Below are 21178 nucleotides of genomic sequence, written 5' to 3' on the forward strand. Positions count from 1 at the left end.
GCGGGCGACGGGGCAAGCGACGGAGGCACCCGGCGGGGGCAGGCGACGAGGCACCCGACAGGGCAAGCGACGGGCCACCCGACGGGGCACCGGGCGGAGCGGTCAACTCGACTACCTCGCTCAGCCGTTGCGGGCCGCCTCCGGCCCGGTGATCCGCCGCAGCAGCGGCAGGGTCGAGGCGATGATGCCCAGCGAGGCGACCAGACCGAAGCCGGTCAGTCCGTAGTACGTCAGGCCCGGCGAGGCCAGGGCGTAGTCCATCTGGGACTTGAGGAACATCGCCGCCGCGGCGAAGCCCGTCCCGATCGCGAGCGCCGAGACCACCAGCAGCGGCAGCGCGCTCTCCAGTCCGACCACCCGGCGCAGCAGCCGCAGCGGCGCACCGGTCAGCCGGAGCATCGCGAACGGCCTTCTGCGGTCGGACAGTCCGGCGACGACGCTCACCGCGAGGCTGCACCCGGCGACCGGCAGCGTGGTCAGCAGCACCACGTTGGCCAGCTGCCGCCAGCCCTGGAGCTTCCGCTGCCCCTCGGAGGAGTAGTCGTCGGCCATCCTGGTCACGTACGCCGGGAACGCCTCGGTGAACAGGGTCCGCAACTGCTCCTTGGCCGCCTGGGGGCCGTCGGTGGTCGCGTAGACGATGAACACCGGGAGGGCGGCGGACTCCTCGGCGGAGAGCGGCGCCGCCGGCCACTCCTTCTCCGGGTGCGCCTGGAGGTCCAGGACGCCGTTCCGGTCGACGGCCGCGACTTCGGCCCCGGGGGCGCAGTGGCCGACGGCAGGGATCTGCGCCAGTTCCGAGCAGCGGACCAGGACGGGCACGATCCGTTCCCGGCCGTACCGCGACGCACCGATCCCGGCCGGGTTGTCGTGCAGCAGCGCCATCCCCTCGAAGCCGGGGACGGCCCGGGCCCGCGCGATCACCCCGTCGGGCACCGAGGGGAGCACGGCGGACCGCTCCGGGCCGAGCAGCGGGGTGGCCACGACCGCCTTGCGGACCTCGGGGGCGCCGTCGAGCGAGCCCCGGTTCACGTTGATGGTGGTCATGATGCCCAGGGTCGCGGTGGTCACGAACAGGGCGAGCACCAGGCCGGCGACCGAGCGGAAGCCCGCCCGTGGATCGTCCGACAGGCGGCGCATCGCGATCAGCGAGGCCGGCCGACTGGTCCGCCGGGCCACCGCCCGGGCGGTGGCCCTGGTGAGCCAGGGACCGGCGATCACCAGACCGAGCATCACCAGGACGAAGCCGGTCAGGTACGCCAAGGACTGCCCGTCGGTGGTCCTCGGGTGGTCGCCGACGAAGTAGCCGAGCTCGGCGAGACCGGCCACCAGCGGCGCCAGCCGCCAGGGGCTCGGCGGCTTCGGGGTGACCCGGCGGGAGACCCCGAGCGGCGAGACGGTGACCCGGCGCAGCGCGAACCGGGCGGCGAGCGCGGCCGCCAGCGGCACGCCCAGCGCCGCACCGACGGCCTGCGGCAGGCTCAGCGAGAGATCGGTGGCGAAGAACCGGTCACCGGTGAACGGCACGTCGGCCGCCAGCGGCTTCAACGCGAAGTACAGGCCGAAGCCGAGGACCGTACCGGCCACCGCCGCCACCGCGGACTCCACCGCCGAGATCACCGACACCTGGCCCGGTGTGGCCCCCACCAGCCGCATCGCGGCGTAGCGCTGCTCGCGGGTGGCGGCGGACAGTCGGGTGGCGGTGCCGATGAAGATCAGCACCGGGAAGATCAGCGCGGCGGCCACCACGGTGAGCACCAGGACGAGCGCGTCCCCGTGCACGCCGGCGCCGTAGCAGCCGTACTCGCAGTCGGTGGGCAGCTTGGTGGCGATGCTGGTGACGGTGGTGGCCCGGGGCATCGCCCGGACCTCGTCGGCGGTGCGGCCGATGACCACCGCGAGGGTGTCCGGGGAGGGCAGCGCTTCCTCACCGAGGGTGCCGACCTGGCGGCCCGGGAAGCGGTCGCCCAGTTCGACGGCCGGGGTCTCGCGCAGCAGCTTCGCGAGCGCCGGGGAGGCGTAGTACTCGCCTGGCGCGGGAAGCCGGCTCAGGCCGGGCACCACCGGCGGGTGGGGACCGGTCGGGGCGAGTTCGGCCTGGAAGACGCTGTTCCCCTGGTAGTAGTCCATCCGCGCGTGCCACCAGAGCGGGTCCGCCGGGGCTGCCGCGGTCGCGCCCTTGGCACCCGTGTTCATCCAGGTCTGCCGGGCGTTGCTGCGGTCGATCGCGTTGATGCTGGAGAGCACCGACAGCAGCAGCCCGACCCCGATCGCCACCGCCGCAGCGATCATCAGCAACCGGGCCACGGCCTCCCGGCCGCCGCTGACGGCCAGTCGGAGCGAGAAGCGGATCACGGGGCCACCGATCCGGTGGAGAGCGTACGGGCCTGGCCGTCGCGGACGATCGCCTCGCGGTCGGCGTAGGCGGCGACCCGCGGTTCGTGGGTGACCAGGATGACGGTGGTGCCCTGCTCGCGGGCCGAGGCGACCATCAGCTCCATCACCTGCTCGCCGGTCAGCGAGTCCAGCGCGCCGGTCGGCTCGTCGGCGAACAGCACTCTCGGCCGGGCCACCAACCCCCTTGCCAGCGCCACGCGTTGGGCCTGGCCGCCGGAGAGCTCGCCGGAGCGGCGCTGCTCCAGGCCGTCCAGGCCGAGCCGGGCGAACCAGGGGCGGGCCTCGGCCAGCGCGGAGCCCCGGCGGACGCCGTTCAGCAGCAGCGGCAGGGCCACGTTCTCCTCGGCCGTCAACTCCGGTACCAGCTGGCCGAACTGGAAGACGAAGCCGAACTTGTCGCGGCGCAGGGCGCTGCGCTGGGCCTCGCTCATCCGGTCCAGGCGCTGCCCGTCGAACAGCACCTCGCCGGCGTCGGGCACCAGGATGCCGGCCAGGCAGTGGAGTAACGTCGACTTGCCCGAGCCGCTTGGGCCCATGACGGCGAGCACCTCGCCGGCCCGGACGGACAGGCTCGCCCCGCGCAGGGCGGGCGTCTCGCCGAAGGCGAGGGCGAGGTCGCGGGCCTCGATGACGGCGGTCATGCGCCCGCCTCGCTTCGCTCGGCGGGCGCTTCGCGCAACTCGCACCTCTTGATGATTCGCTCACTCCGTTCACTCATGCGCGCACCTCCGCGGCGAGCGCGTCCAGCCGGGCGGCGGTGAGGTCGATCCAGCGCAGGTCGGCCTCCAGGTGGAACAGGCCGTGGTCGGCCAGGAGGGCGTCCACCAGGGCGCCGGTGCGGCGCAGTTCGGTGAGTTCGCGCATCCGGCGCAGGTGGGCGGCGCGCTGGGTGTCCAGGTACAGCTCGGCGTCACGGCCGAGCAGCAGGGCCAGCACCACCTTGGTGAACAGCACGGACTGCAGGGTGGGTTCGGGGGCGACCGGCTCCTGGAGCCAGGTTTCGAACTCGGTCGCCCCGGTCTCGGTGATGACGTAGCGCTTGCGCTCGGGCCCGTCGCCCGGCTCGGCCTCACCGGCCATCACCTTGCCGTCGCGGGCCAGTCGGCCGAGGGTCGCGTAGACCTGGCCGTACGGGAGGGGCTTGCCCCGGCCGAAGAGTGAGTCGTAGTCGCGCTTGAGGTCGTAGCCGTGGCTCGGCTCCCGCTCCAGCAGCCCGAGGAGGGTCAAAGGAACACTCATGCGGAGGACCATACACCAGGGATATACACCGAGTGTATATCCGGCGAGAACAAGCCGCTGACCTGGTGGAACGTCAACTCCTCGACAGGGAGGAGCAGGAGGCGGCCCCCACGACCGCCCCCTGCTCCGCCGCGGCACGGCCCGGTACCCCCACGGTCGCCGGACCCGGGCCGCACCCAGGCACGGAGGGCGCGGCCGGAGTCCAGCCTGCCCGGCCCGGCGGCCGCTGCCGAGGGCCGAACGTCCCGGGTGGACCGGGCCCGGCGGGCCTGGTGGTCCGGGGCTCGGCCCGGGCTCGGTCAGGGCTCGGTCAGGGCTTGGCTTGGGCTCAGCCAGGGGCTCGGCCAGGGCGAATCGGGTCGAACCGGGTGGACCGGCACCGCCCGCACACCCCGGTCTTGTGCGAGGGGGGCGGTCGGGTGGAGATTGGGTAACGAAACCCCGTACGCGCCCGCGTCCTTGAGGAGACCTCAGCGTGTCCAGCACACCCCGCCCGGCCCGATCGGCGTCGCTCCCGCGGCGAACCGGCCGTCAGCTGCGGCGGGCCTTCGGTGCCCGGCACGAACCGTTGGCCCGCCCGCTCGACCGGTCCCGCGCCCGCGCCTGGCTGCTCACCGTCGTCGGCGGGCTGCTGGCCGCCGCCCTCTCCGTCGGCGGCGCGCTGCTGCTCTTCCGCGCCACCGCCCCGCAGGCCGACACCAACCGGACTCGGCTGCACCGGATCGACGCCGTGGTGACCGCCGGGCCCAACCGCGGTTCGGCCCCCACCAGCCGGTTCTCCGGCGGCTACGGCAACCAGGTGGAGGTCGAGGCCGCCTGGACCTACCCCGGGGCCACCCCGCACACCGGCACCGTCGAGGCCTCCGGCTCACCCACCGTCGGCGGCGTCGTCCAGGTCTGGGTCGACCCGGCCGGCAACCCCGCCAATCCCCCGCTCGACCGCGCCGCCCTCGCCGTCTCCGCGGCCTGCACCGGCGCCGGCGCGCTGCTCGCGCTGTCCGCCCTGATCGCCTTCGCGCTGCGGCTGCGCCTGAGCGCGCTCAACCGCCGGGCCGAGGCCGGCTGGACCGCCGAGTGGGCCCGGCTGGAGCCGCTCTGGAGCGGCCGCGCCGGGCACCGCCGGGAGGAGTGAACGAGGCCGGTCCGCTCACGCCACCGTCCGTTCAGGGGGGCCGAGCAAGGTCCGGAGCCGTCAGCGGCGCGCCGTCCAGGCCGGAGCCGGGACGGGCTTGGCGGCGTGATGGGTGAGGACGGCGACCGCGGCCAGCAGGGCGAGCGCCAGGCCCAGCGCAACCGGGACGGCGGCGTGCAGGACCAGTACGGCACCGAGGAGGGCCCCGGCGAACATCCACACCGTCGAGGCGAGCCGCCGCGGTCCGGTGCGGTCCGCGGCGAGGGCGGTGATGGTCATGGTGAGCACGGTGGTGGTGAGGTCGGGGACCTTGAGCGCGCGGACCACCGCGTTCTGGCCGCCCATGGCGAGGGCGAGCAGCCCGATCAGGGTGTAGCGGGCGGGGTCGGAGCCGTGGCCGAGCACGGCCGCGAGGACGGTGCTCACGGCGACGAGCACCGCCTGGGCGGCGACGGCGGCGGTCAGCAGGTGCCCCCGGTGGCCGGGCAGGTGCCGGGCCAGGTGGCCGCCGGCCAGGGCGCCGAGCACGAAGGCGGCCAGGGCGGCCAGCGAGGCGGTGGCGGACAGGCCGGGGGCACCGGCCAGGGCGAAGCCGAGGAAGACCACGTTGCCGGTCATGTTGGCGACGAAGACGTGTCCGAGCTCCAGGTAGCTGACCGCGTCCACCACCCCGGTGACCAGCGTCAGCACCAGCAGCATCGGCACCAACGGCCCGTGCTCGGGGTCGGCTTTCAGCATCGGACGGCCTCCCGGAGGGTACGTGTGACGGTCCGTCCGTTCTACTACCTCGGCGTGCTCAGGCGAGCGCAGGGCTGCCCGGGTCGTCCGACTCGTCGTCCAGGTGCCAGTGCAGGTCCCGGACGCCGGGCTCCAGCGAAAGCCGGCTGACGACCTGCTCCAGCGCGGGGGCCACCTGCCCGCCGATCGCCACGGTGGCCCGCAGGCTGGTGGCGTCGCCCTCCTCGGTGCGGCGGGCGCGCAGGCCGGTCGGGGCGAGGCCCGAGGCGGTCAGGGCCTGGAGCAGCAGGGCGCGGATGTGGGTCTCGGACTTGCGGTCGCACTCCACGTGGACGGTGGCCCGGACGGTGGAGTCCGGGTCGCTGCCGGACTGCGGGGAGCGGTCGAGCAGCCGGCCGGCCGGGCGCAGCACCAGGTGGACGGCGAGCACCGCGAAGGTGCCGAGGGCGGCGAGCTCCAGCTTGCCGGAGGCGGCCAGCACCCCGACCGCGGCCGAACACCACAGCGTGGCGGCGGTGTTGAGGCCGCGTACACCGGCCCCGTCGCGCAGGATCACGCCACCGCCGAGGAAGCCGATGCCGGAGACCACGTAGGAGGCGACCCGGGTGGGGCTGCCGGTGTCGCCGACCGCCTCGCTGTACAGGACGAACAGGGTGGCGCCGGCGGCGACCAGGGCGTTGGTCCGCAGGCCGGCCATCCGGGCCCGCCACTGGCGCTCGATGCCGATCAGCGCGCCGCAGGCGACGCCGGTGGCGAGCCGGACCAGGAACTCGACGGTGGTCAGGGTGTGCACGACGGCACCTCCTCCAAGGGATTGCAGCAGGGGAAGTAAGGGACCACAGGGATCACGGGAAGCACGGGCCGGGGGAACGGAGGCAGTAGGAACGCACGGGTGGCGAGCCGCTGCCCGCCACCCGTCCGTACGGGCTCCGCTCGGCGGCTCAGTGGTTGAGCGCGGTCTGGACGACCTTGATGATGACCATGACCATCGCGATCAGCAGGTAGGCGCGCAGGGCGCCCATGCCGACCTTGCGGGCGGTGGACATCACCGGCTGGCCCAGCGTCTCCAGCGGGGGCATCCGCCAGTCCTCCCGGCCGGTGCGGTCGATGGGGTCCTCCTTGGTGCCGGTACGGCCGGCGGTGAAGAAGTAGCCCGCGACCAGGACCCCGACCATGCCGCAGCTGCCCATGATCCACAGGATCGCGTCCGAGCTGATGTCCGGCCAGACCACCGAGGCGGTCAGGATCAGCGAGAGCATCACCAGGACGCCGACCACCGTGGAGGTGAAGGCGTTGGTCCGGGGCCCGTTGGCCCAGGGGCCGAGCACGGCCTTGTCGTTGCAGAGCAGCAGCAGGAAGACGGTGGCGGAGGGCAGCAGCACCCCGGCCAGCACCTGGACGAACTGGGTGATCAGGCCCTGGGTGTAGCCGTTGGACAGCAGGGTGATCGTCGCGGCGACGGCCACCAGTCCGGCGTAGACGGCGTAGAAGCCCTTGGCGCCCTTGACCCCGCGGTGCAGGGAGTGCTTGATGCCGAAGACGTCGCCGATGGCGTAAGCGGTGGAGAGCGAGACGGCGAAGGCGCCGATGATCGAGGCGTCCAGCAGGGCGATGGCGAACAGTACGCCCGCCAGGTGGCCGGCCTTGTCCTCGATGCCCTTGGCGACGGCGGCCGTGTCGGAGAACTGGCCGAAGCCGTCGGTGCCGGCGAAGGCCGCCGCCGTGAGGCCGATCAGCGCGGCGGCGCCGATGATCACGATCGCGATGCCGATCCACAGGTCGACCTTCTCGTACTTCATGAAACGCGGGGTGATCCGCTTGTCGATGACGTACGACTGCTGGAAGAACAGCTGCCAGGGGGCGACGGTGGTGCCGACGATCGAGATGATGACCATCATGACGGCCGCGAGCTGGCCGGCACCGCCGGGCATCTGCGGCGTCACGAAGTCGTGCGCCATCTGCGAGGTCTTGGGGTGGACCATGAAGTAGATCGGGACCAGCAGCAGCGAGCCGACGCAGAGCGTGATGGCGACCCGCTCGAAGCGCTGGAAGGAGCCGGTGAAGGCCGAGGCGATGATGATCGCCGCCGCCAGGACCACGGAGAGGACCTTGGGCAGGCCCAGGTACCCGGCCGCCATGGTGACGCCGATGAACTCGGTGACCAGCGTGAGGGCGTTGAGCAGGAAGAGGTCGATGACGCTGAACGCGCCCCAGAACCTGCCGAACCGCTCCAGGATCAGCCGGGCGTGGCCGACGCCGGTGACCGCGCCCAGCCGCAGCACCATCTCCTGGTTGACGTACAGCACCGGGACGAGCAGGAGCAGTGTCCACAGCAGCTGGGTGCCGTAGTTCTGGCCGGCCTGGCCGTAGGTGGAGAAGGCGCCGGCGTCGTTGTCGCCGACCATCACGATCAGGCCGGGGCCGACGATCGCCAGCAGGGTCTTGAGCCGGGCGGAGAGTCCGTGGCGGGGGGTGGTGTCGTCGAGCCGGATGGTGCCGAGCGCGCCCTTGATGTCGCCGACGTGGGCCTCGTCCAGCACGGCGGACTTGGCGGGCGCGACGGGCGCTGCGGGAGCGACGGGCGCCGCGGGGGCGGTGGCGGCGGTGGGGACCTTCGGGTCCAGCATCACGTTGGTCATGGCGGGGCCTCCCTCCCCCTACCTTGAGGGGGCGTCAGGGGGCACGCAGCGGCAAGCCTCCCTGCGGGCGCACGGCATCCACGGCCGTACGGCGACGCTGAGCGGCGGCGGCCGTGCGGGCACGATGATGCTGACGACGCGTCAGTCGACCTGCGTCCGGGCATGGTTGAGCGCAGGACGAAGCGTCGGGTGAACGCGCAGGGAAGGGTTGTTACCGCGTGCCGGAGGTGTTCGAGAGCATGCGGAGGTAGGGGCTACTGTGGCCCGGACTATCGCAGTCCATGTCTCTCGCCTCCTCCCGGTCGGGGGCGCACCGTCTGTGCGCCGCATCACGACACGGCAAGGAGCACACCGGTCTTCGACGACCGGTACACCCCAACTCGTCAGAGCTTTGGCACTCCACGGCGTGTCCAGCCGGATCGGCCGGAAGCCACTTGGGATCAACCCTTAACTCGGGAAGACCTGTCCTGAACCTGGGCGTCTCTCGACGTCGTCGGGTCAGTGGCCTGTGTCCGTGAAGACGCCTCACCGAACGAGGTGCCTTTTCAAACCTCCCAAAGCATAGACCCGGCACGGCGACCCCGAGTCACCTTTTCGGCTGATCTTCGACAGCTTTGTAGAACCTTGACCAAACCTGCGGCGACTTGCTCATCCCCCACCGGCATATATAGTTCACCGACATATGCAGCTGAACAGCTCACGAGGGGGAACCATGTCCCACATCGATCCGAGCCGACCCGCGCCCGTCCTGCAGCTGGCCGGGGTCTCCCGGGTGCACGGCCGCGGCGCCGCCGAGGTGCACGCCCTGCGCGAGGTCGACCTGACCGTCCACGCCGGCGAGTTCGTCGCCGTGATGGGGCCCTCCGGCTCAGGCAAGTCGACCCTGCTCACCCTGGCCGGCGGGCTGGACCTGCCCAGTGGCGGCGAGGTGCTGGTCGAGGGCGTGACCCTCGGCGGCCTCAGCCGGGGCAAGCTCGCCGACCTGCGGCGGCGCTCCGTCGGCTACGTCTTCCAGGACTACAACCTGATCCCGGCGCTCACCGCCGCCGAGAACATCGCGCTGCCGCGCGAACTCGACGGCGTCTCCGGACGCACCGCCCGCCGGGAGGCCCTCGCCGCCCTGGAGGAACTGGGCATCGGCGAGCTGGCCGACCGCTTCCCCGACGACATGTCCGGCGGCCAGCAGCAGCGCGTCGCCATCGCCCGCGCCCTGATCGGCGAACGCCGCCTCGTCCTCGCCGACGAACCCACGGGGGCGCTCGACTCCGCCACCGGCGACGCCGTGCTCGCCGTACTGCGCGCCCGCTGCGACGCCGGGGCAGCCGCCATGATGGTCACCCACGAGGCCTCGCACGCCAGTTGGGCCGACCGGGTGGTCCACCTGCGGGACGGCGCGGTCGCCTCGGAGAGCGTCGGACGCCGCTCCGGCAGCTGCCAGGCCGCCGTCCACCGCTCCCACTCCTTCGGCTCCTTCGGCGAGGTGGCCCGATGAGGTTCGGAGCGTGGAAGCTCGCGCTGCGGATCGCCCGGCGCGACGCCCTGCGGGCCAAGGGGCGCAGCGCCCTGATCGTGGCCATGATCGCGCTGCCCGTGCTCGGCGTCACCGGCGCCGACGTGGTCCACCGCAGCGGCCGGCTGTCCCCCGCCGAGCGGGTCGAGCGGGTGGTGGGCGGCGCGGACGCGCTGGTCACCGCGGTCAGCCCGGGCCAGGCCGTCGAACAGGCCCCGATCGCCGAGGACGGCGCGTTCGCCGTCCAGCCGCGGCCCGGGCAACAGCCCACGCCCGAGCAGCTCAAGGGCGCGAGCACCGACCCGACCGCCCTGGTCGGCTCGCTGCTGCCGCCCGGCAGCGCGCTCACCCCGGTCCGGACCGGTCCGGAGACCGGCGCGAGCTCACCCGAGGGCCTGGTCCGCACCCTCACCGCCGAGGCCGACCTGGGCGACCCGGTCTGGCGCGGCCGGGTCGACCTGGTCAAGGGCCGCGCACCCGGCGCACCGCACGAACTCGCCGTCACCCAGGCCTTCCTGGACCACTCCGGGCTCAGGCTCGGCAGCGACACCACCGTCCAGGGACTGGAGCGGACCACCTTCCGCATCACCGGCCTGGTGGAGTACCCGGACGACCTCAACCGGGTCGAACTCATCGCCCGGCCTGGCGAGTTGCTCGACCAACTGGCCGCCGCGGCGGAACCCGGACAGCCCGCCCCCGGGCAGGGCCGCACCAACCACAGCTCCTGGCTGGTGCACCTCCCGGGCGGGGCCACCCTGGACTGGGCCACCGTCCAGTCGTTCAACGCCCACGGCTACACCCTCACCGCGCGCACCGTCGCGCTCGACCCACCGCCGTACGGCGCCGTCCCCTACTACCGGGACTCCACCGTCTACCGCGACCCCGCCGGCGGCAACAGCACCAAGGTCGTGGTCGCCACCGTCACCGGCATGGGGCTGCTGGAGGTCGCCCTGCTCGCCGGACCGGCCTTCGCGGTCGGCGCCCGCCGCTCCCGCCGCCAGCTCGCGCTGCTCGGCGCCGCGGGCGGCCGGCGCACCCACATCGGCGCGGTGGTGCTCGGCGGCGGCCTGGTGCTCGGCCTGGCCGGGGCGGCCCTCGGTGTGGCGGTCGGCACCGGACTGGTCGCCGCGCTGCGGTCGGTGATCGAGGAGGTCGGCGGCGCCCGCTTCGGCCACTTCGCCCTCCCCCCGGCGGACCTACTGGCCATCGGCGGGATCGGCGTGGTCACCGCCCTGCTCGCGGCCGCACTGCCGGCCTGGCAGGCCGCCCGGCGCAGCGTCACCGCCGGCCTCACCGGGCGGGACACCGTCCGGTCGCCCAACCGCCTGGTCACCGTGCTCGGCGTGGCGCTGCTCCTCGGCGGCGGCGCGATCGCGATGTACGGCGCGGGCGCCGTCCAGCACGGCTCGCCCGTGGTCAGCACCTACGACGCCCGCACCCTCACCGTGCTGGTCGGCTCGGTCTGCGCCGAACTCGGACTGCTCGCCTGCACCCCCGTCCTGGTCGCCCTGTTCGGCCGGCTCGCGGGGCGGCTGCCGCTCGGCCCCCGGCTGGCGCTGCGCGACTCCGCCCGCAACCGCTCCCGCACCGCACCGGCCGTCGCCGCGGTGATGGCCGCCGTGGCCGGAGCCGTCGCCATCGGGGTGTACAGCACCAGCACGGACGCCGAGAACCGGCGCGACTACCGGCCGGAGGCCCCGTACGGCGCCGTCCAGCTGATCAGCCACCGGGAGGGCCCACAGTCCGCCCAGCTGCTGGCCGAGGTGGAGAAGCAGCTCTCCGGGCTCGGCCCGCGCGCCGAAGTCGGCCAGGCCCTCTACAAGTTCTGCGACAACTGCTCCAGCACCGTCACCCTCAAGGGCCCGGTGGAGCCGCGCCGGCTCGCGGCGATCCCGCACCTCGCCACCGGGGACGCCACCGTCCTGCACAACCTGTTCGACGTGCGGGACCAGGCGGCCGAACAGGCGCTGGCCGCCGGGAAGCTGCTGGTCTTCGACCGGTCGCTGATCGGCGCCGACGGCAAGGCCGTGCTGCTGCTGCGCGGGGGCGGCGGCGCCCCGCTGCAGCCCGGGCAGGTCCCCAAGCCCGACCTCCAGGAAGTCCCGGTGGACGCGGTGCTGGTCGACGACCCGGACGCCGCCCGCTACGCCCAGGGCCTGCTGCCGACCACGGCGCTGAGCAGGCTCGGCCTCGCCTCGGCACCCCAGGGCGCCGTCTGGCGACCGGCCACCCCGCCCGACCGCAAGGCCCAGCAGCGGGCCGCGGCCGCCGCCGCCCGGCTGGACCACTACGCCGAGCTGGACGTCGAGCGCGGCTACCAGCCCAAGAGCGACGCGCTCACCCTCGCGCTCAGCGGCTTCGCCGGACTGGTCGTGCTCGGCGCGGCCGGGATCGCCACCGGGCTCGCGGCCGCCGACTCCCGGCAGGACCAGGCCACCCTGGCCGCGGTCGGCGCACCGCCGCGGATCCGCCGGACCATGGCGGGCCTGCAGTGCGCACTGATCGCGCTGCTCGGGGCGCTGCTCGGGGCGGCGAACGGCTTCGTCCCGGCGGTGGGGCTGTTGAAGTCCCGGGCCAGCGGGTTCGGTTCGAAGCCGATGCTGCTCACCGCGCCCTGGGGGGAACTGCTGCTGGTGGTCCTGGTGCTGCCGGTGGTGGCCGGGCTGCTCGCGGCGCTGTTCACCCGCTCCAGGGTGCCGCTGGGGCGGCGGCTGTCCTGAGTCGTCCAGTCCGTGGGCGCCCGCTCCCCTCACCCGGGGGCGGGCGCCCGGTGCGTTACGTAGCATGGGCCGCGTTCCAGCGGGCGAAGGGCGCCGGCGATCGGTGCGGCGAGGGGGACGAGGGCGGTGCTACGGGGGTTCGGCGATCTCGAGGCCGAGATCATGGACCGGTTGTGGGCCTGGGGCCGTCCGGCCACGGTGCGCGAGGTGGTCGACGACCTCCAGCAGCAGCGCCCGGTCGCGTACACCACCGTGACCACCGTCGCCGACATCCTGCACACCAAGGGCTGGCTGCGCCGGGACAAGGTCGGCCGCGCCTGGGTGTACGAGCCGACCTGCACCCGGGAGGCGTACACCGCCCAGCTGATGCACCAGGCCCTGGAGACCACCACGGACCGGGCCGGCGCCCTGCTGCAGTTCGTCGACCGGATCAGCGGGGACGAGGCGTCCGCACTGCTCGCCGCCCTCGAACAGGTGAAGGCCCGGGACGCCGAGTGACGCTCGCCCTGCTCGGCCTCTACCTGGCCGCGACCGGCGTGCTGCTCCCCCGCCGACTGGCCGGCTCGGCCCGGCTCCAGGCCCGGCTCCAGACCCGCCCGCTGCTCGGCGTCGCGCTGTGGCTGTCGCTGATGGCCTCCTTCACCGTCGCCCTGGTGCTCGCGGCGCACCACGCGTTCGAGCCCGCCACGCACGAGCCGGCCGGGCTGATCGGCCTGTTCCCGCACCTCGAACCGACCGGGCCGGTCCTGCCGCACACCCACGACTGGTGGCTGCTCGCCGCCACCGGGGCCCTGCTGACCGGGCCGGCGGCCGCCGTCGGCGTCCGGACCGGGCGGGCCCGGCGGCGGCACCGGGCCGTGCTGGACGTGGTCGCCGTACGGGACCGGCGCTGGGGCGCCCTGGTGCTGGAGCACGCCCACCCGACGGTCTACTGCCTGCCCGGCCGGCGCTCCCGGGTGGTGCTGTCCCGCGGGGCGCTGCGGCTGCTGGACGAGCGGCAGCTGGCCGCGGCCGTCGCCCACGAGCACGGGCACATCCGCGGCCGCCACCACCTCCTCCGCCTGCCCGTCGACACCTTCGGGCTGCTGCTGGGCCCCCTGCCACTGGCCCGGCTGGGGCGCTCGGAGGTGGCGCTGCTGCTGGAGATGGCGGCCGACGACGCGGCGCTGGCCGAGGTGTCCCGGAGCGAACTGGCCTCGGCGCTCTGCGCGTTGGCGGCCTCCGGGACAACTCCCGGGACAACTCCCGGTACCGCTCTGGGAGTCGCCTCCACCGGAGTGCTGGCCAGGGTCCGCCGCCTGGCCCGCCCGGGCAGCGGCCGGCGACGCCAACTGGCCTGGCGGCTCGGGGTGTTGGCACTGCCGGCCCTGCCGTACCTGCTGGCCTGCGCACCGCACCCGTAGCAGGTGCGGCGCGTAGCCGCCGGGCTCAGGACTCCGGGCTCAGGGCTCCGTGACTCCGGGCTCCGTGACTACGGGCCCCGTGGCTCCGGACTCCGTGACTACGGCCGGACGGCGCCCATGTACGGCATCGCGGAGATCGGCAGGACCTCGACGTTCTTGCCGGTGCGCGGGGAGTGGATCATCTTGCCGTCGCCGATGTAGATCCCGACGTGGTGGATGTCCGGGTAGAAGAAGACCAGGTCACCGGGCTGGAGGTCGGAGCGGGCGACCCGCGGGCCGTCGTTCCACTGGTCCTGGGACATCCGGGAGAGCTTGACGTTCGCCGCGCGGTAGGCGGCGCCGGTGAGGCCGGAGCAGTCGAAGCTGTTGGGGCCGGTGGCGCTCCACTGGTACGGCTTGCCGAGCTGGGCGTAGGCGAACTGGACGATCGCCGCGGCCCGGCCGCTGGCGGCCGCCGGCGGGGCCGGGGTGTTCAGGTCCGGGCGCGCGTCCGAGCGGGAGGCCCGGTCGGCGGCGGCCGCCTGCTGGGCCTCGGCCTTGGCCTTGTCGGCGGCCTGCTGGGCGTTGACCTTGGCGCGGTCCTCGGCGCTCAGCTTGTTGAGGGTGGCCTGGGCCTGGGCGAGCTTGGTCTGGATCTGCTGCTTCTTCGCCGCCAGTTCGGTGCCGACCGAGTCGAGCTGGGCGAGGGTGGCGGTGGCCTCGGCGCGGTCCTGGTCGAGCTTGCGCTGCTCGCCCTGGGCCTGCTTGAGCAGGACCGTCTGGGTGCCGGCCGCCTGGTTCTGCGCCGAGGCGCGCTCCAGGTAGCCGGCCGGGTCGGAGTCGAACATCAACTGGACGGAGGGGTCGATGCCGCCGTTGCGGTACTGGTCGGCGGCGACCGCGCCGAGCCGGGTGCGCAGCTCGTTCATCGCCTCCTGGCCACGGGCGACCTTCTCCTGGATCCGGTTGGCCTCGCCCTGGAGCTTCTGCTGCTTCTCCTGGAAGCCGTTGTACTGCTCGACGGACTGCTCGGCCTCCTCGTTGAGCTTGTCCACCTGCTCCTTGACGGAGGCCAGGTTCGGGGCCGGCTCGGCGTGGGCGGTGCCGGCGGCGAGCACCGCACCGCCGGCCATCGCCGTGGTGAGGACCGCCATGCGGGCCCGGCTCGGGGGGCTGGGCTTACGGCGCTTTCCCATCGAGGTGGCACTCCTTCGGGGGACGGGCGGGGGAGGTGCGGGGAGGTGCGGGGAGGTGCGGGCAGGTGCGGTGACATGCGGTGACACTGGAGGAACGTCCGAGGGGCATTCGCACGTTCATCCGACCATCCGGGAATTCGGCCGAGGCCCCAGCGGCACGCCCGGGTAGGGGTGCGCAGACGCACAGGGGACGGCGAAGGACGGGCGGGGCCGTACGGGGGATGCCGCCCCCACCCGCCTTCTTCGAAGTAACTTAATAGATGAGGGGCGGGGTTCCGCAATCCCCTGATCCAGGGCACTTCCGGGCGGCCGACCGACCCTCCATCGGGCCCCGACCCCCGCCTCGTGACACTCCCCGCCGGACGGAGTGCTGGCCACGCGCCGAAAGCGCGCCAAATCGAGAACAAGGTCACACTTAACGACCCTCCTTCCGTTCCGCTGACGGGCGCTAACCTGCGGACATGAAGGTCCCGCCCGAAAGGCTCCCCCTCGCCGCCGAGTTCCCGGCCGCGCACCGTGAGCAGTGGCAGCAACTCGTCGAGGGCGTGCTGCGCAAGTCCGGTGCCCAGCCGGAGGACGGCGCCGCCGCCGAGCAGGCGCTCACCACCGCGCTCCAGGACGGGCTTCGCGCCCGCCCGCTGTACACCGCCGAGGACACCTCGGTCGAGCCCGGCTACCCCGGCTTCCCCCCGTTCGTCCGGGGCGGCCGGCCGCAGGGCTCCGCCGTCGCCGGGTGGGACGTACGCCAGCGGCACGCCGACCCGGACCGCCGGCGCGCCAACGAGGCCGTACTGGCCGACCTGGAGCACGGCGTCGGCTCACTCTGGCTGGAGCTCGGCGACGCGGGCCTGCCCGTCGCCGCCCTGCCCGAGGCGCTCGACGGGGTGTACCTGGACCTCGCCGCCGTCGCCCTCGACGCGGGACCGGACTTCACCGAGGCCGCCGAGCGGCTGTTCGCGCTGTACGAGGAGCGCGAGGTCTCCCCCGCCTCCGCCGCCGGCAACCTCGGCGCCGACCCGCTCGGCCTCCAGGCCCGCACCGGCTCCGCCGACCGCACCGAGGCCCTGCTCGCCGAGGCCGCCGCGCTCGCCGCCCGCTGCGCCGAGGGCTACCCGAATGTCCGGGCCCTGACCGTGGACGCCCTGCCGTACCACGAGGCCGGCGCCTCCCCCGCCCAGGAGCTGGGCTGCGCGCTCGCCACCGGCGTCGCCTACCTGCGCGCGCTGACCGCCGCCGGCCTGTCCGTCGACGCCGCGCTCGGCCAGCTGGAGTTCCGCTACGCCGCCGACGCCGACCAGTTCCTGACCATCGCCAAGTTCCGCGCCGCGCGCCGCCTCTGGGCCCGCGTCGCCGAGGTGTCCGGCGGCTCCGCCGACGCCTCGGCGCAGCGCCAGCACGCCGTCACCTCCCGGGTGATGATGACCGCCCGCGACCCGTGGGTGAACATGCTGCGCACCACCGTGGCCTGCCTGGCCGCCGGGGTCGGCGGCGCCGACGCCGTCACCGTGCTGCCCTTCGACAGCGCCCTCGGCCTCCCCGACGCCTTCGCCCGCCGGATCGCCCGCAACACCCAGTCGATCCTGCTGGAGGAGTCCCACCTGTCCCGGGTGATCGACCCGGCCGGCGGCTCCTGGTACGTCGAGCAGCTCGGCGAGGAGCTGGCCCGGGCCGCCTGGGCCTGGTTCCAGGAGATCGAGCGGGCCGGCGGCCAGCAGGCCGCGCTGGCGTCCGGGCTGGTCGGCGACCGGATCGCCGCGACCTGGGCGGAGCGGTCCGCGAAGCTCGCCAAGCGGCGCGAACCGGTCACCGGCGTCAGCGAGTTCCCGCACCTGGACGAGCAGCCGCTGGTCCGCGAGCCCGCCCCGGCCGGGCACACCGGCGGCCTGCCGCGGGTGCGCCGCGCCGAGGCGTACGAGGCGCTGCGGGACCGCTCGGACGCCCACCTGGCGGCCACCGGCGCCCGTCCGGCCCTCTTCCTGGCCTCGATCGGCACCGCCGCCGCGCACACCGGTCGCACCACCTTCGCCGCCAACCTGTTCCAGGCCGGCGGCATCGCGACCACCGCCACCGAGGGCGTCGACCCGGCCGCGTTCGCCGCGGCGTTCCGGGCGTCCGGTGCGACCGTCGCCTGCCTGTGCTCCAGCGACGCCCTGTACGGCGAGCACGCCGCGGCCGTCGCCGTAGCCTTGAAGGAGGCGGGCGCCCAGCGCGTGCTGCTGGCCGGCCGCCCGGCCGAAGTACCCGCCGGAGTGGACGAGTTCATCTACGCGGGCGGGGACGCGATCGCCGTCCTCACCTCCCTGCTGGACCTCATTGGAGTGGCGCGATGATCCCCGACTTCACCGGAATCGGGCTGGACGACTCCTCCACCGGCTCCTCTGCCGGTTCCTCCGCCGGAGACGTCACCGACGCCCAGTGGCAGGCCGCCTGGCGCCGGTCCACCGGCAAGGACGTCGACGAGCTGGTCTGGGACACCCCGGAGGGCATCGGCGTCAAGCCGCTGTACACCGCGGCCGACCTCGAGGGCCTGGACTTCCTGGAGACGTACCCCGGCATCGCCCCGTACCTGCGCGGGCCGTACCCGACCATGTACGTCAACCAGCCGTGGACCGTCCGCCAGTACGCGGGCTTCTCCACCGCCGAGGAGTCCAACGCCTTCTACCGCCGCAACCTCGCGGCCGGCCAGAAGGGCCTCTCGGTCGCCTTCGACCTGCCGACCCACCGCGGCTACGACAGCGACCACCCGCGCGTCACCGGCGACGTCGGCATGGCGGGCGTCGCCATCGACTCGATCTACGACATGCGCCAGCTGTTCGACGGCATCCCGCTCGACAAGATGTCGGTGTCGATGACCATGAACGGCGCGGTGCTCCCGGTGCTCGCGCTGTACATCGTCGCGGCCGAGGAGCAGGGGGTGCCGCCCGAGAAGCTCGCGGGGACCATCCAGAACGACATCCTCAAGGAGTTCATGGTCCGCAACACCTACATCTACCCGCCGCAGCCGTCGATGCGGATCATCTCGGACATCTTCGCGTACACCTCGCAGAAGATGCCCCGGTACAACTCGATCTCCATCTCCGGCTACCACATCCAGGAGGCCGGGGCCACCGCCGACCTGGAACTCGCCTACACCCTGGCCGACGGGGTCGAGTACCTGCGCGCGGGCCTGGACGTGGGCCTGGACGTGGACGCCTTCGCGCCGCGGCTGTCGTTCTTCTGGGCGATCGGCATGAACTTCTTCATGGAGGTCGCCAAGCTGCGCGCGGCCCGGCTGCTGTGGGCCAAGCTGGTCAAGCAGTTCGACCCGAAGAATCCCAAGTCCCTTTCGCTGCGCACCCATTCGCAGACCTCGGGCTGGTCGCTGACCGCCCAGGACGTGTTCAACAACGTGACGCGCACCTGCGTCGAGGCGATGGCCGCGACCCAGGGCCACACCCAGTCGCTGCACACCAACGCCCTCGACGAGGCGCTCGCGCTCCCGACGGACTTCTCCGCCCGGATCGCCCGCAACACCCAGCTGCTGCTCCAGCAGGAGTCGGGCACCTGCCGGGTCATCGACCCGTGGGGCGGCTCCGCGTACGTCGAGAAGCTGACCCAGGACCTCGCCGCCCGGGCCTGGCAGCACATCCAGGAGGTCGAGGCGGCCGGCGGCATGGCCAAGGCCATCGACGCGGGCATCCCCAAGATGCGCGTCGAGGAGGCCGCCGCCCGCACCCAGGCGCGGATCGACTCCGGCCGCCAGCCGGTGATCGGCGTCAACAAGTACCGGGTCGAGAACGACGAGCAGATCGAGGTGCTCAAGGTCGACAACTCGGCGGTGCGGGCCCGGCAGATCGAGAAGCTGCGCCGGCTGCGCGAGGAGCGCGACGAGGCGGTCTGCCAGGACGCCCTGCGCGCCCTGACGGCGGCCGCCGAGGCCGGTCCGCAGCGCGGCGGATCGCTGGACGGCAACCTGCTGCACCTGGCCGTCAACGCGGCCCGGGCCAAGGCCACGGTCGGCGAGATCTCGGACGCCCTGGAGAAGGTGTACGGCCGCCACTCCGGCCAGATCCGTACCATTTCCGGTGTGTACCGAGACGAAGCGGGCCCGTCGGCCTCCCTCCAGCGCACCCGCGACCTGGTCGAGCGGTTCGAGCAGGCCGAGGGCCGTCGCCCGCGCATCCTGGTCGCCAAGATGGGCCAGGACGGCCACGACCGCGGCCAGAAGGTGATCGCCACGGCCTTCGCCGACCTCGGCTTCACCGTCGACGTGGGCCCGCTGTTCCAGACCCCGGCCGAGGTCGCCCGCCAGGCCGTCGAGGCGGACGTCCACATCGTCGGCGTCTCGTCGCTGGCCGCCGGACACCTCACCCTGGTGCCCGCGCTGCGCGCCGAACTCGCCGCGGCCGGGCGGGAGGACATCACCATCGTGGTCGGCGGCGTCATCCCGCCGCAGGACTTCGAGGCCCTGTACCAGGCGGGCGCGGCGGCCGTGTTCGGCCCCGGCACGGTGATCCCGGACGCGGCCTTCGACCTGCTGACCGCCCTGGCCGCCGAGCTCGGCCACGAGCTGTGACGGTCTGATCGTCATGCCACCGAGGACGATCGACCTCGACAGCTACGTGACGGGCGTCCTGGACGGCTCGCGCGCCTGGATCGCGCGCGCCGTCACCCTCGTCGAGTCCACCCGGCCCGACCACCGCGCGCTCGCGCAGCAGCTGCTCCAGCGGCTGCTGCCGCACGCGGGCGGGGCGGTGCGGGTGGGCATCACCGGGGTGCCCGGGGTCGGCAAGTCGACCTTCATCGACTCCTTCGGGACGATGCTCACGGGCCTGGGCCACCGGGTCGCGGTGCTCGCCGTCGACCCGACGTCCACGCGGACCGGCGGCTCCATCCTGGGCGACAAGACCCGGATGGAGCGGCTGGCCGTCGACCCGAACGCCTTCGTCCGGCCGTCCCCGACCTCGGGGACGCTGGGGGGCGTCGCCAAGGCCACCCGGGAGTCGATGGTGGTGATGGAGGCGGCGGGCTACGACGTCGTCCTGATCGAGACCGTCGGCGTTGGCCAGTCCGAAACGACCGTCGCCGGGATGGTGGACACCTTCCTGCTGCTCAGCCTGGCCCGTACCGGCGACCAGCTCCAGGGCATCAAGAAGGGCGTGCTGGAGCTCGCCGATGTCATCGCCGTCAACAAGGCGGACGGCCCGCACGAGCGCGATGCCCGCGCCGCCGCCCGTGAACTCGCGGGCGCCCTGCGGCTGTTGCAGCCCCCGGACGCGGCGTGGACGCCGCCGGTGCTGACCTGCAGCGGGCTCGACGGGGCCGGGCTCGACGTGCTGTGGGAGCGGCTGCAGCAGCACCGGAAGGTGCTGGACGCCACGGGCGGGCTGGCGGCCAAGCGGCGGGAGCAGCAGGTCGAGTGGACCTGGTCGATGGTCCACGACCAGCTGTACGCCCGGCTGCACGAACACCCGGAGGTACGGCGGCTCACCCCGGAACTGGAGGCCCAGGTGCGGGCCGGTACGCTGCCGGCGGGGCTGGCCGCGCAACGGATCCTGGACAGCTTCTTCGGTACCACCTGAGGGAGTTGACGGGCATCGCCACCAGGGCGGTCATGAAGGAGCCCCTGGAAGCCGCCTGACGGTCACACCACCCCGGCAGCGTGAAGTTCGAGCGCCGTGCCCCACCCATGCGGGGGACACGGCGCTTCGGCATTCGCCAGGTACTCGAACCACACCAGCTTGCCCACCTCCCCCGGCCGCCACCCCCACGCATGCGCGAGCGCCTGAACGAGCAACAGGCCACGCCCGGTGGTCGCTTCGGGATCCCGCTCCCGATGCGGTAGCTCCGCACCCCGATCGGCCACCTCCACCCGCACCCGCCCACTACGCCAGCGGACGGACACGACACACCGCTCCCCGGTGTGCAGAAGCGCATTGGCGATGACCTCGCTCGCACACAACTCCACCTCCTGGAGCCCGTCCTCGGTCAGCGGCACCGACCACTCCCGCAGAATCGCCCCCACCAACCGCCGCGCCGCCGGCACCGCATCAGCCCCCGGCGGCACCCCCCACTCCAGAGGTACCGGAAATCGGGCGGTGTTGAGCGGACTGACGATCAGATCCGACGCCATTGCTCCTCCATCCCTGCAGGCGGACGGGTGGTCGAAGTCGAAGTCGACGCCCGGCTCAACCCGCAAGCAGTGACCGTCAGTCAGACGGCAGCGAAAGGGGATCCATGCATAGC

At 73.5% G+C, this 21178-nt stretch carries 16 protein-coding genes and 1 riboswitch; of the genes, 8 read left to right on the forward strand and 8 right to left on the reverse strand.

Translation table 11 applies throughout. The features are described from left to right. Positions 1-120: 120 nt before the first annotated feature. The 3 genes from ACIQWA_RS26030 to ACIQWA_RS26040 form a co-directional block, all read right to left on the reverse strand. The gene (locus ACIQWA_RS26030; RefSeq protein WP_402486419.1) at positions 121-2355 is read right to left on the reverse strand and encodes an FtsX-like permease family protein; all 2235 of its coding nucleotides are present in this window, start codon (positions 2353-2355) and stop codon (positions 121-123) included. Further along, positions 2352-3038 carry an ABC transporter ATP-binding protein gene (locus ACIQWA_RS26035; RefSeq protein WP_402486422.1) on the reverse strand — a complete coding sequence of 229 codons (687 nt, stop codon included), beginning with the start codon at positions 3036-3038 and terminating at the stop codon, positions 2352-2354. Before ACIQWA_RS26035 ends, ACIQWA_RS26030 begins: the two co-directional genes overlap by 4 nt. Before the next feature lie 73 nt (positions 3039-3111). Continuing rightward, entirely contained in the window at positions 3112-3636 is a 525-nt protein-coding gene (locus ACIQWA_RS26040; protein ID WP_360238672.1) for a PadR family transcriptional regulator, read from the reverse strand. A 475-nt stretch (positions 3637-4111) separates the two neighbouring features. On the opposite strand from ACIQWA_RS26040, the gene ACIQWA_RS26045 reads away from it, so the two are divergent. Next, on the forward strand, positions 4112-4768 hold the full coding sequence (locus tag ACIQWA_RS26045) for a hypothetical protein (protein WP_360238670.1): 657 nt from the start codon (positions 4112-4114) through the stop codon (positions 4766-4768). A gap of 60 nt (positions 4769-4828) precedes the next feature. Here the strand turns inward: ACIQWA_RS26045 and ACIQWA_RS26050 are convergent, their stop codons facing one another. The 3 genes from ACIQWA_RS26050 to ACIQWA_RS26060 form a co-directional block, all read right to left on the reverse strand. Further along, positions 4829-5506, reverse strand: a complete 678-nt coding sequence (locus ACIQWA_RS26050) for a YoaK family protein (RefSeq protein ID WP_402486426.1) — start codon at positions 5504-5506, stop codon at positions 4829-4831. A gap of 58 nt (positions 5507-5564) precedes the next feature. Then, positions 5565-6299, reverse strand: coding sequence for an MgtC/SapB family protein (locus ACIQWA_RS26055; protein WP_360238666.1), 735 nt, complete (start codon positions 6297-6299; stop codon positions 5565-5567). A gap of 148 nt (positions 6300-6447) precedes the next feature. Continuing rightward, a complete protein-coding gene (locus tag ACIQWA_RS26060; protein WP_402486771.1) occupies positions 6448-8133 on the reverse strand; it encodes an NRAMP family divalent metal transporter in 1686 nt (561 codons plus the stop codon). 379 nt (positions 8134-8512) lie between these two features. Continuing rightward, positions 8513-8689, reverse strand: a riboswitch (M-box (ykoK) riboswitch). Between the two features lie 168 nt (positions 8690-8857). Between ACIQWA_RS26060 and ACIQWA_RS26065 the strand changes: the two genes are divergently transcribed. The 4 genes from ACIQWA_RS26065 to ACIQWA_RS26080 all read left to right on the forward strand — a co-directional run bounded on the left by ACIQWA_RS26065 (position 8858) and on the right by ACIQWA_RS26080 (position 13778). Then, positions 8858-9637, forward strand: coding sequence for an ABC transporter ATP-binding protein (locus tag ACIQWA_RS26065; RefSeq protein ID WP_402486429.1), 780 nt, complete (start codon positions 8858-8860; stop codon positions 9635-9637). Further along, a complete protein-coding gene (locus ACIQWA_RS26070) occupies positions 9634-12375 on the forward strand; it encodes an FtsX-like permease family protein (protein WP_402486431.1) in 2742 nt (913 codons plus the stop codon). The genes ACIQWA_RS26065 and ACIQWA_RS26070 overlap by 4 nt, the downstream gene beginning before the upstream one ends. Positions 12376-12537: 162 nt before the next feature. Continuing rightward, entirely contained in the window at positions 12538-12873 is a 336-nt protein-coding gene (locus tag ACIQWA_RS26075; protein WP_402486434.1) for a BlaI/MecI/CopY family transcriptional regulator, read from the forward strand. After that, complete coding sequence (locus ACIQWA_RS26080; protein ID WP_402486437.1) at positions 12870-13778, forward strand: M56 family metallopeptidase; 909 nt, start codon at positions 12870-12872, stop codon at positions 13776-13778. Before ACIQWA_RS26075 ends, ACIQWA_RS26080 begins: the two co-directional genes overlap by 4 nt. 98 nt (positions 13779-13876) lie before the next feature. Here ACIQWA_RS26080 and ACIQWA_RS26085 read toward each other — a convergent pair whose 3' ends face one another. After that, the gene (locus tag ACIQWA_RS26085) at positions 13877-14953 is read right to left on the reverse strand and encodes an NlpC/P60 family protein (protein ID WP_402486440.1); all 1077 of its coding nucleotides are present in this window, start codon (positions 14951-14953) and stop codon (positions 13877-13879) included. Between the two features lie 461 nt (positions 14954-15414). On the opposite strand from ACIQWA_RS26085, the gene ACIQWA_RS26090 reads away from it, so the two are divergent. The 3 genes from ACIQWA_RS26090 to meaB are packed head-to-tail and all read left to right on the forward strand — an operon-like array spanning position 15415 to position 20514. Continuing rightward, positions 15415-17283, forward strand: coding sequence for a methylmalonyl-CoA mutase family protein (locus tag ACIQWA_RS26090; RefSeq protein WP_402486443.1), 1869 nt, complete (start codon positions 15415-15417; stop codon positions 17281-17283). Further along, on the forward strand, positions 17280-19508 hold the full coding sequence (gene scpA, locus ACIQWA_RS26095; RefSeq protein ID WP_402486446.1) for a methylmalonyl-CoA mutase: 2229 nt from the start codon (positions 17280-17282) through the stop codon (positions 19506-19508). Before ACIQWA_RS26090 ends, scpA begins: the two co-directional genes overlap by 4 nt. Positions 19509-19521: 13 nt before the next feature. Further along, positions 19522-20514, forward strand: a complete 993-nt coding sequence (meaB, locus tag ACIQWA_RS26100) for a methylmalonyl Co-A mutase-associated GTPase MeaB (protein ID WP_402486449.1) — start codon at positions 19522-19524, stop codon at positions 20512-20514. Between the two features lie 62 nt (positions 20515-20576). On the opposite strand, the gene ACIQWA_RS26105 is transcribed toward meaB, so the two are convergent. Then, entirely contained in the window at positions 20577-21065 is a 489-nt protein-coding gene (locus ACIQWA_RS26105; RefSeq protein WP_402486452.1) for an ATP-binding protein, read from the reverse strand. Positions 21066-21178 lie beyond the last annotated feature (113 nt).

The sequence above is a fragment of the Kitasatospora sp. NPDC098652 genome (assembly GCF_044760155.1).
Classification (GTDB): Bacteria; Actinomycetota; Actinomycetes; order Streptomycetales; family Streptomycetaceae; genus Kitasatospora.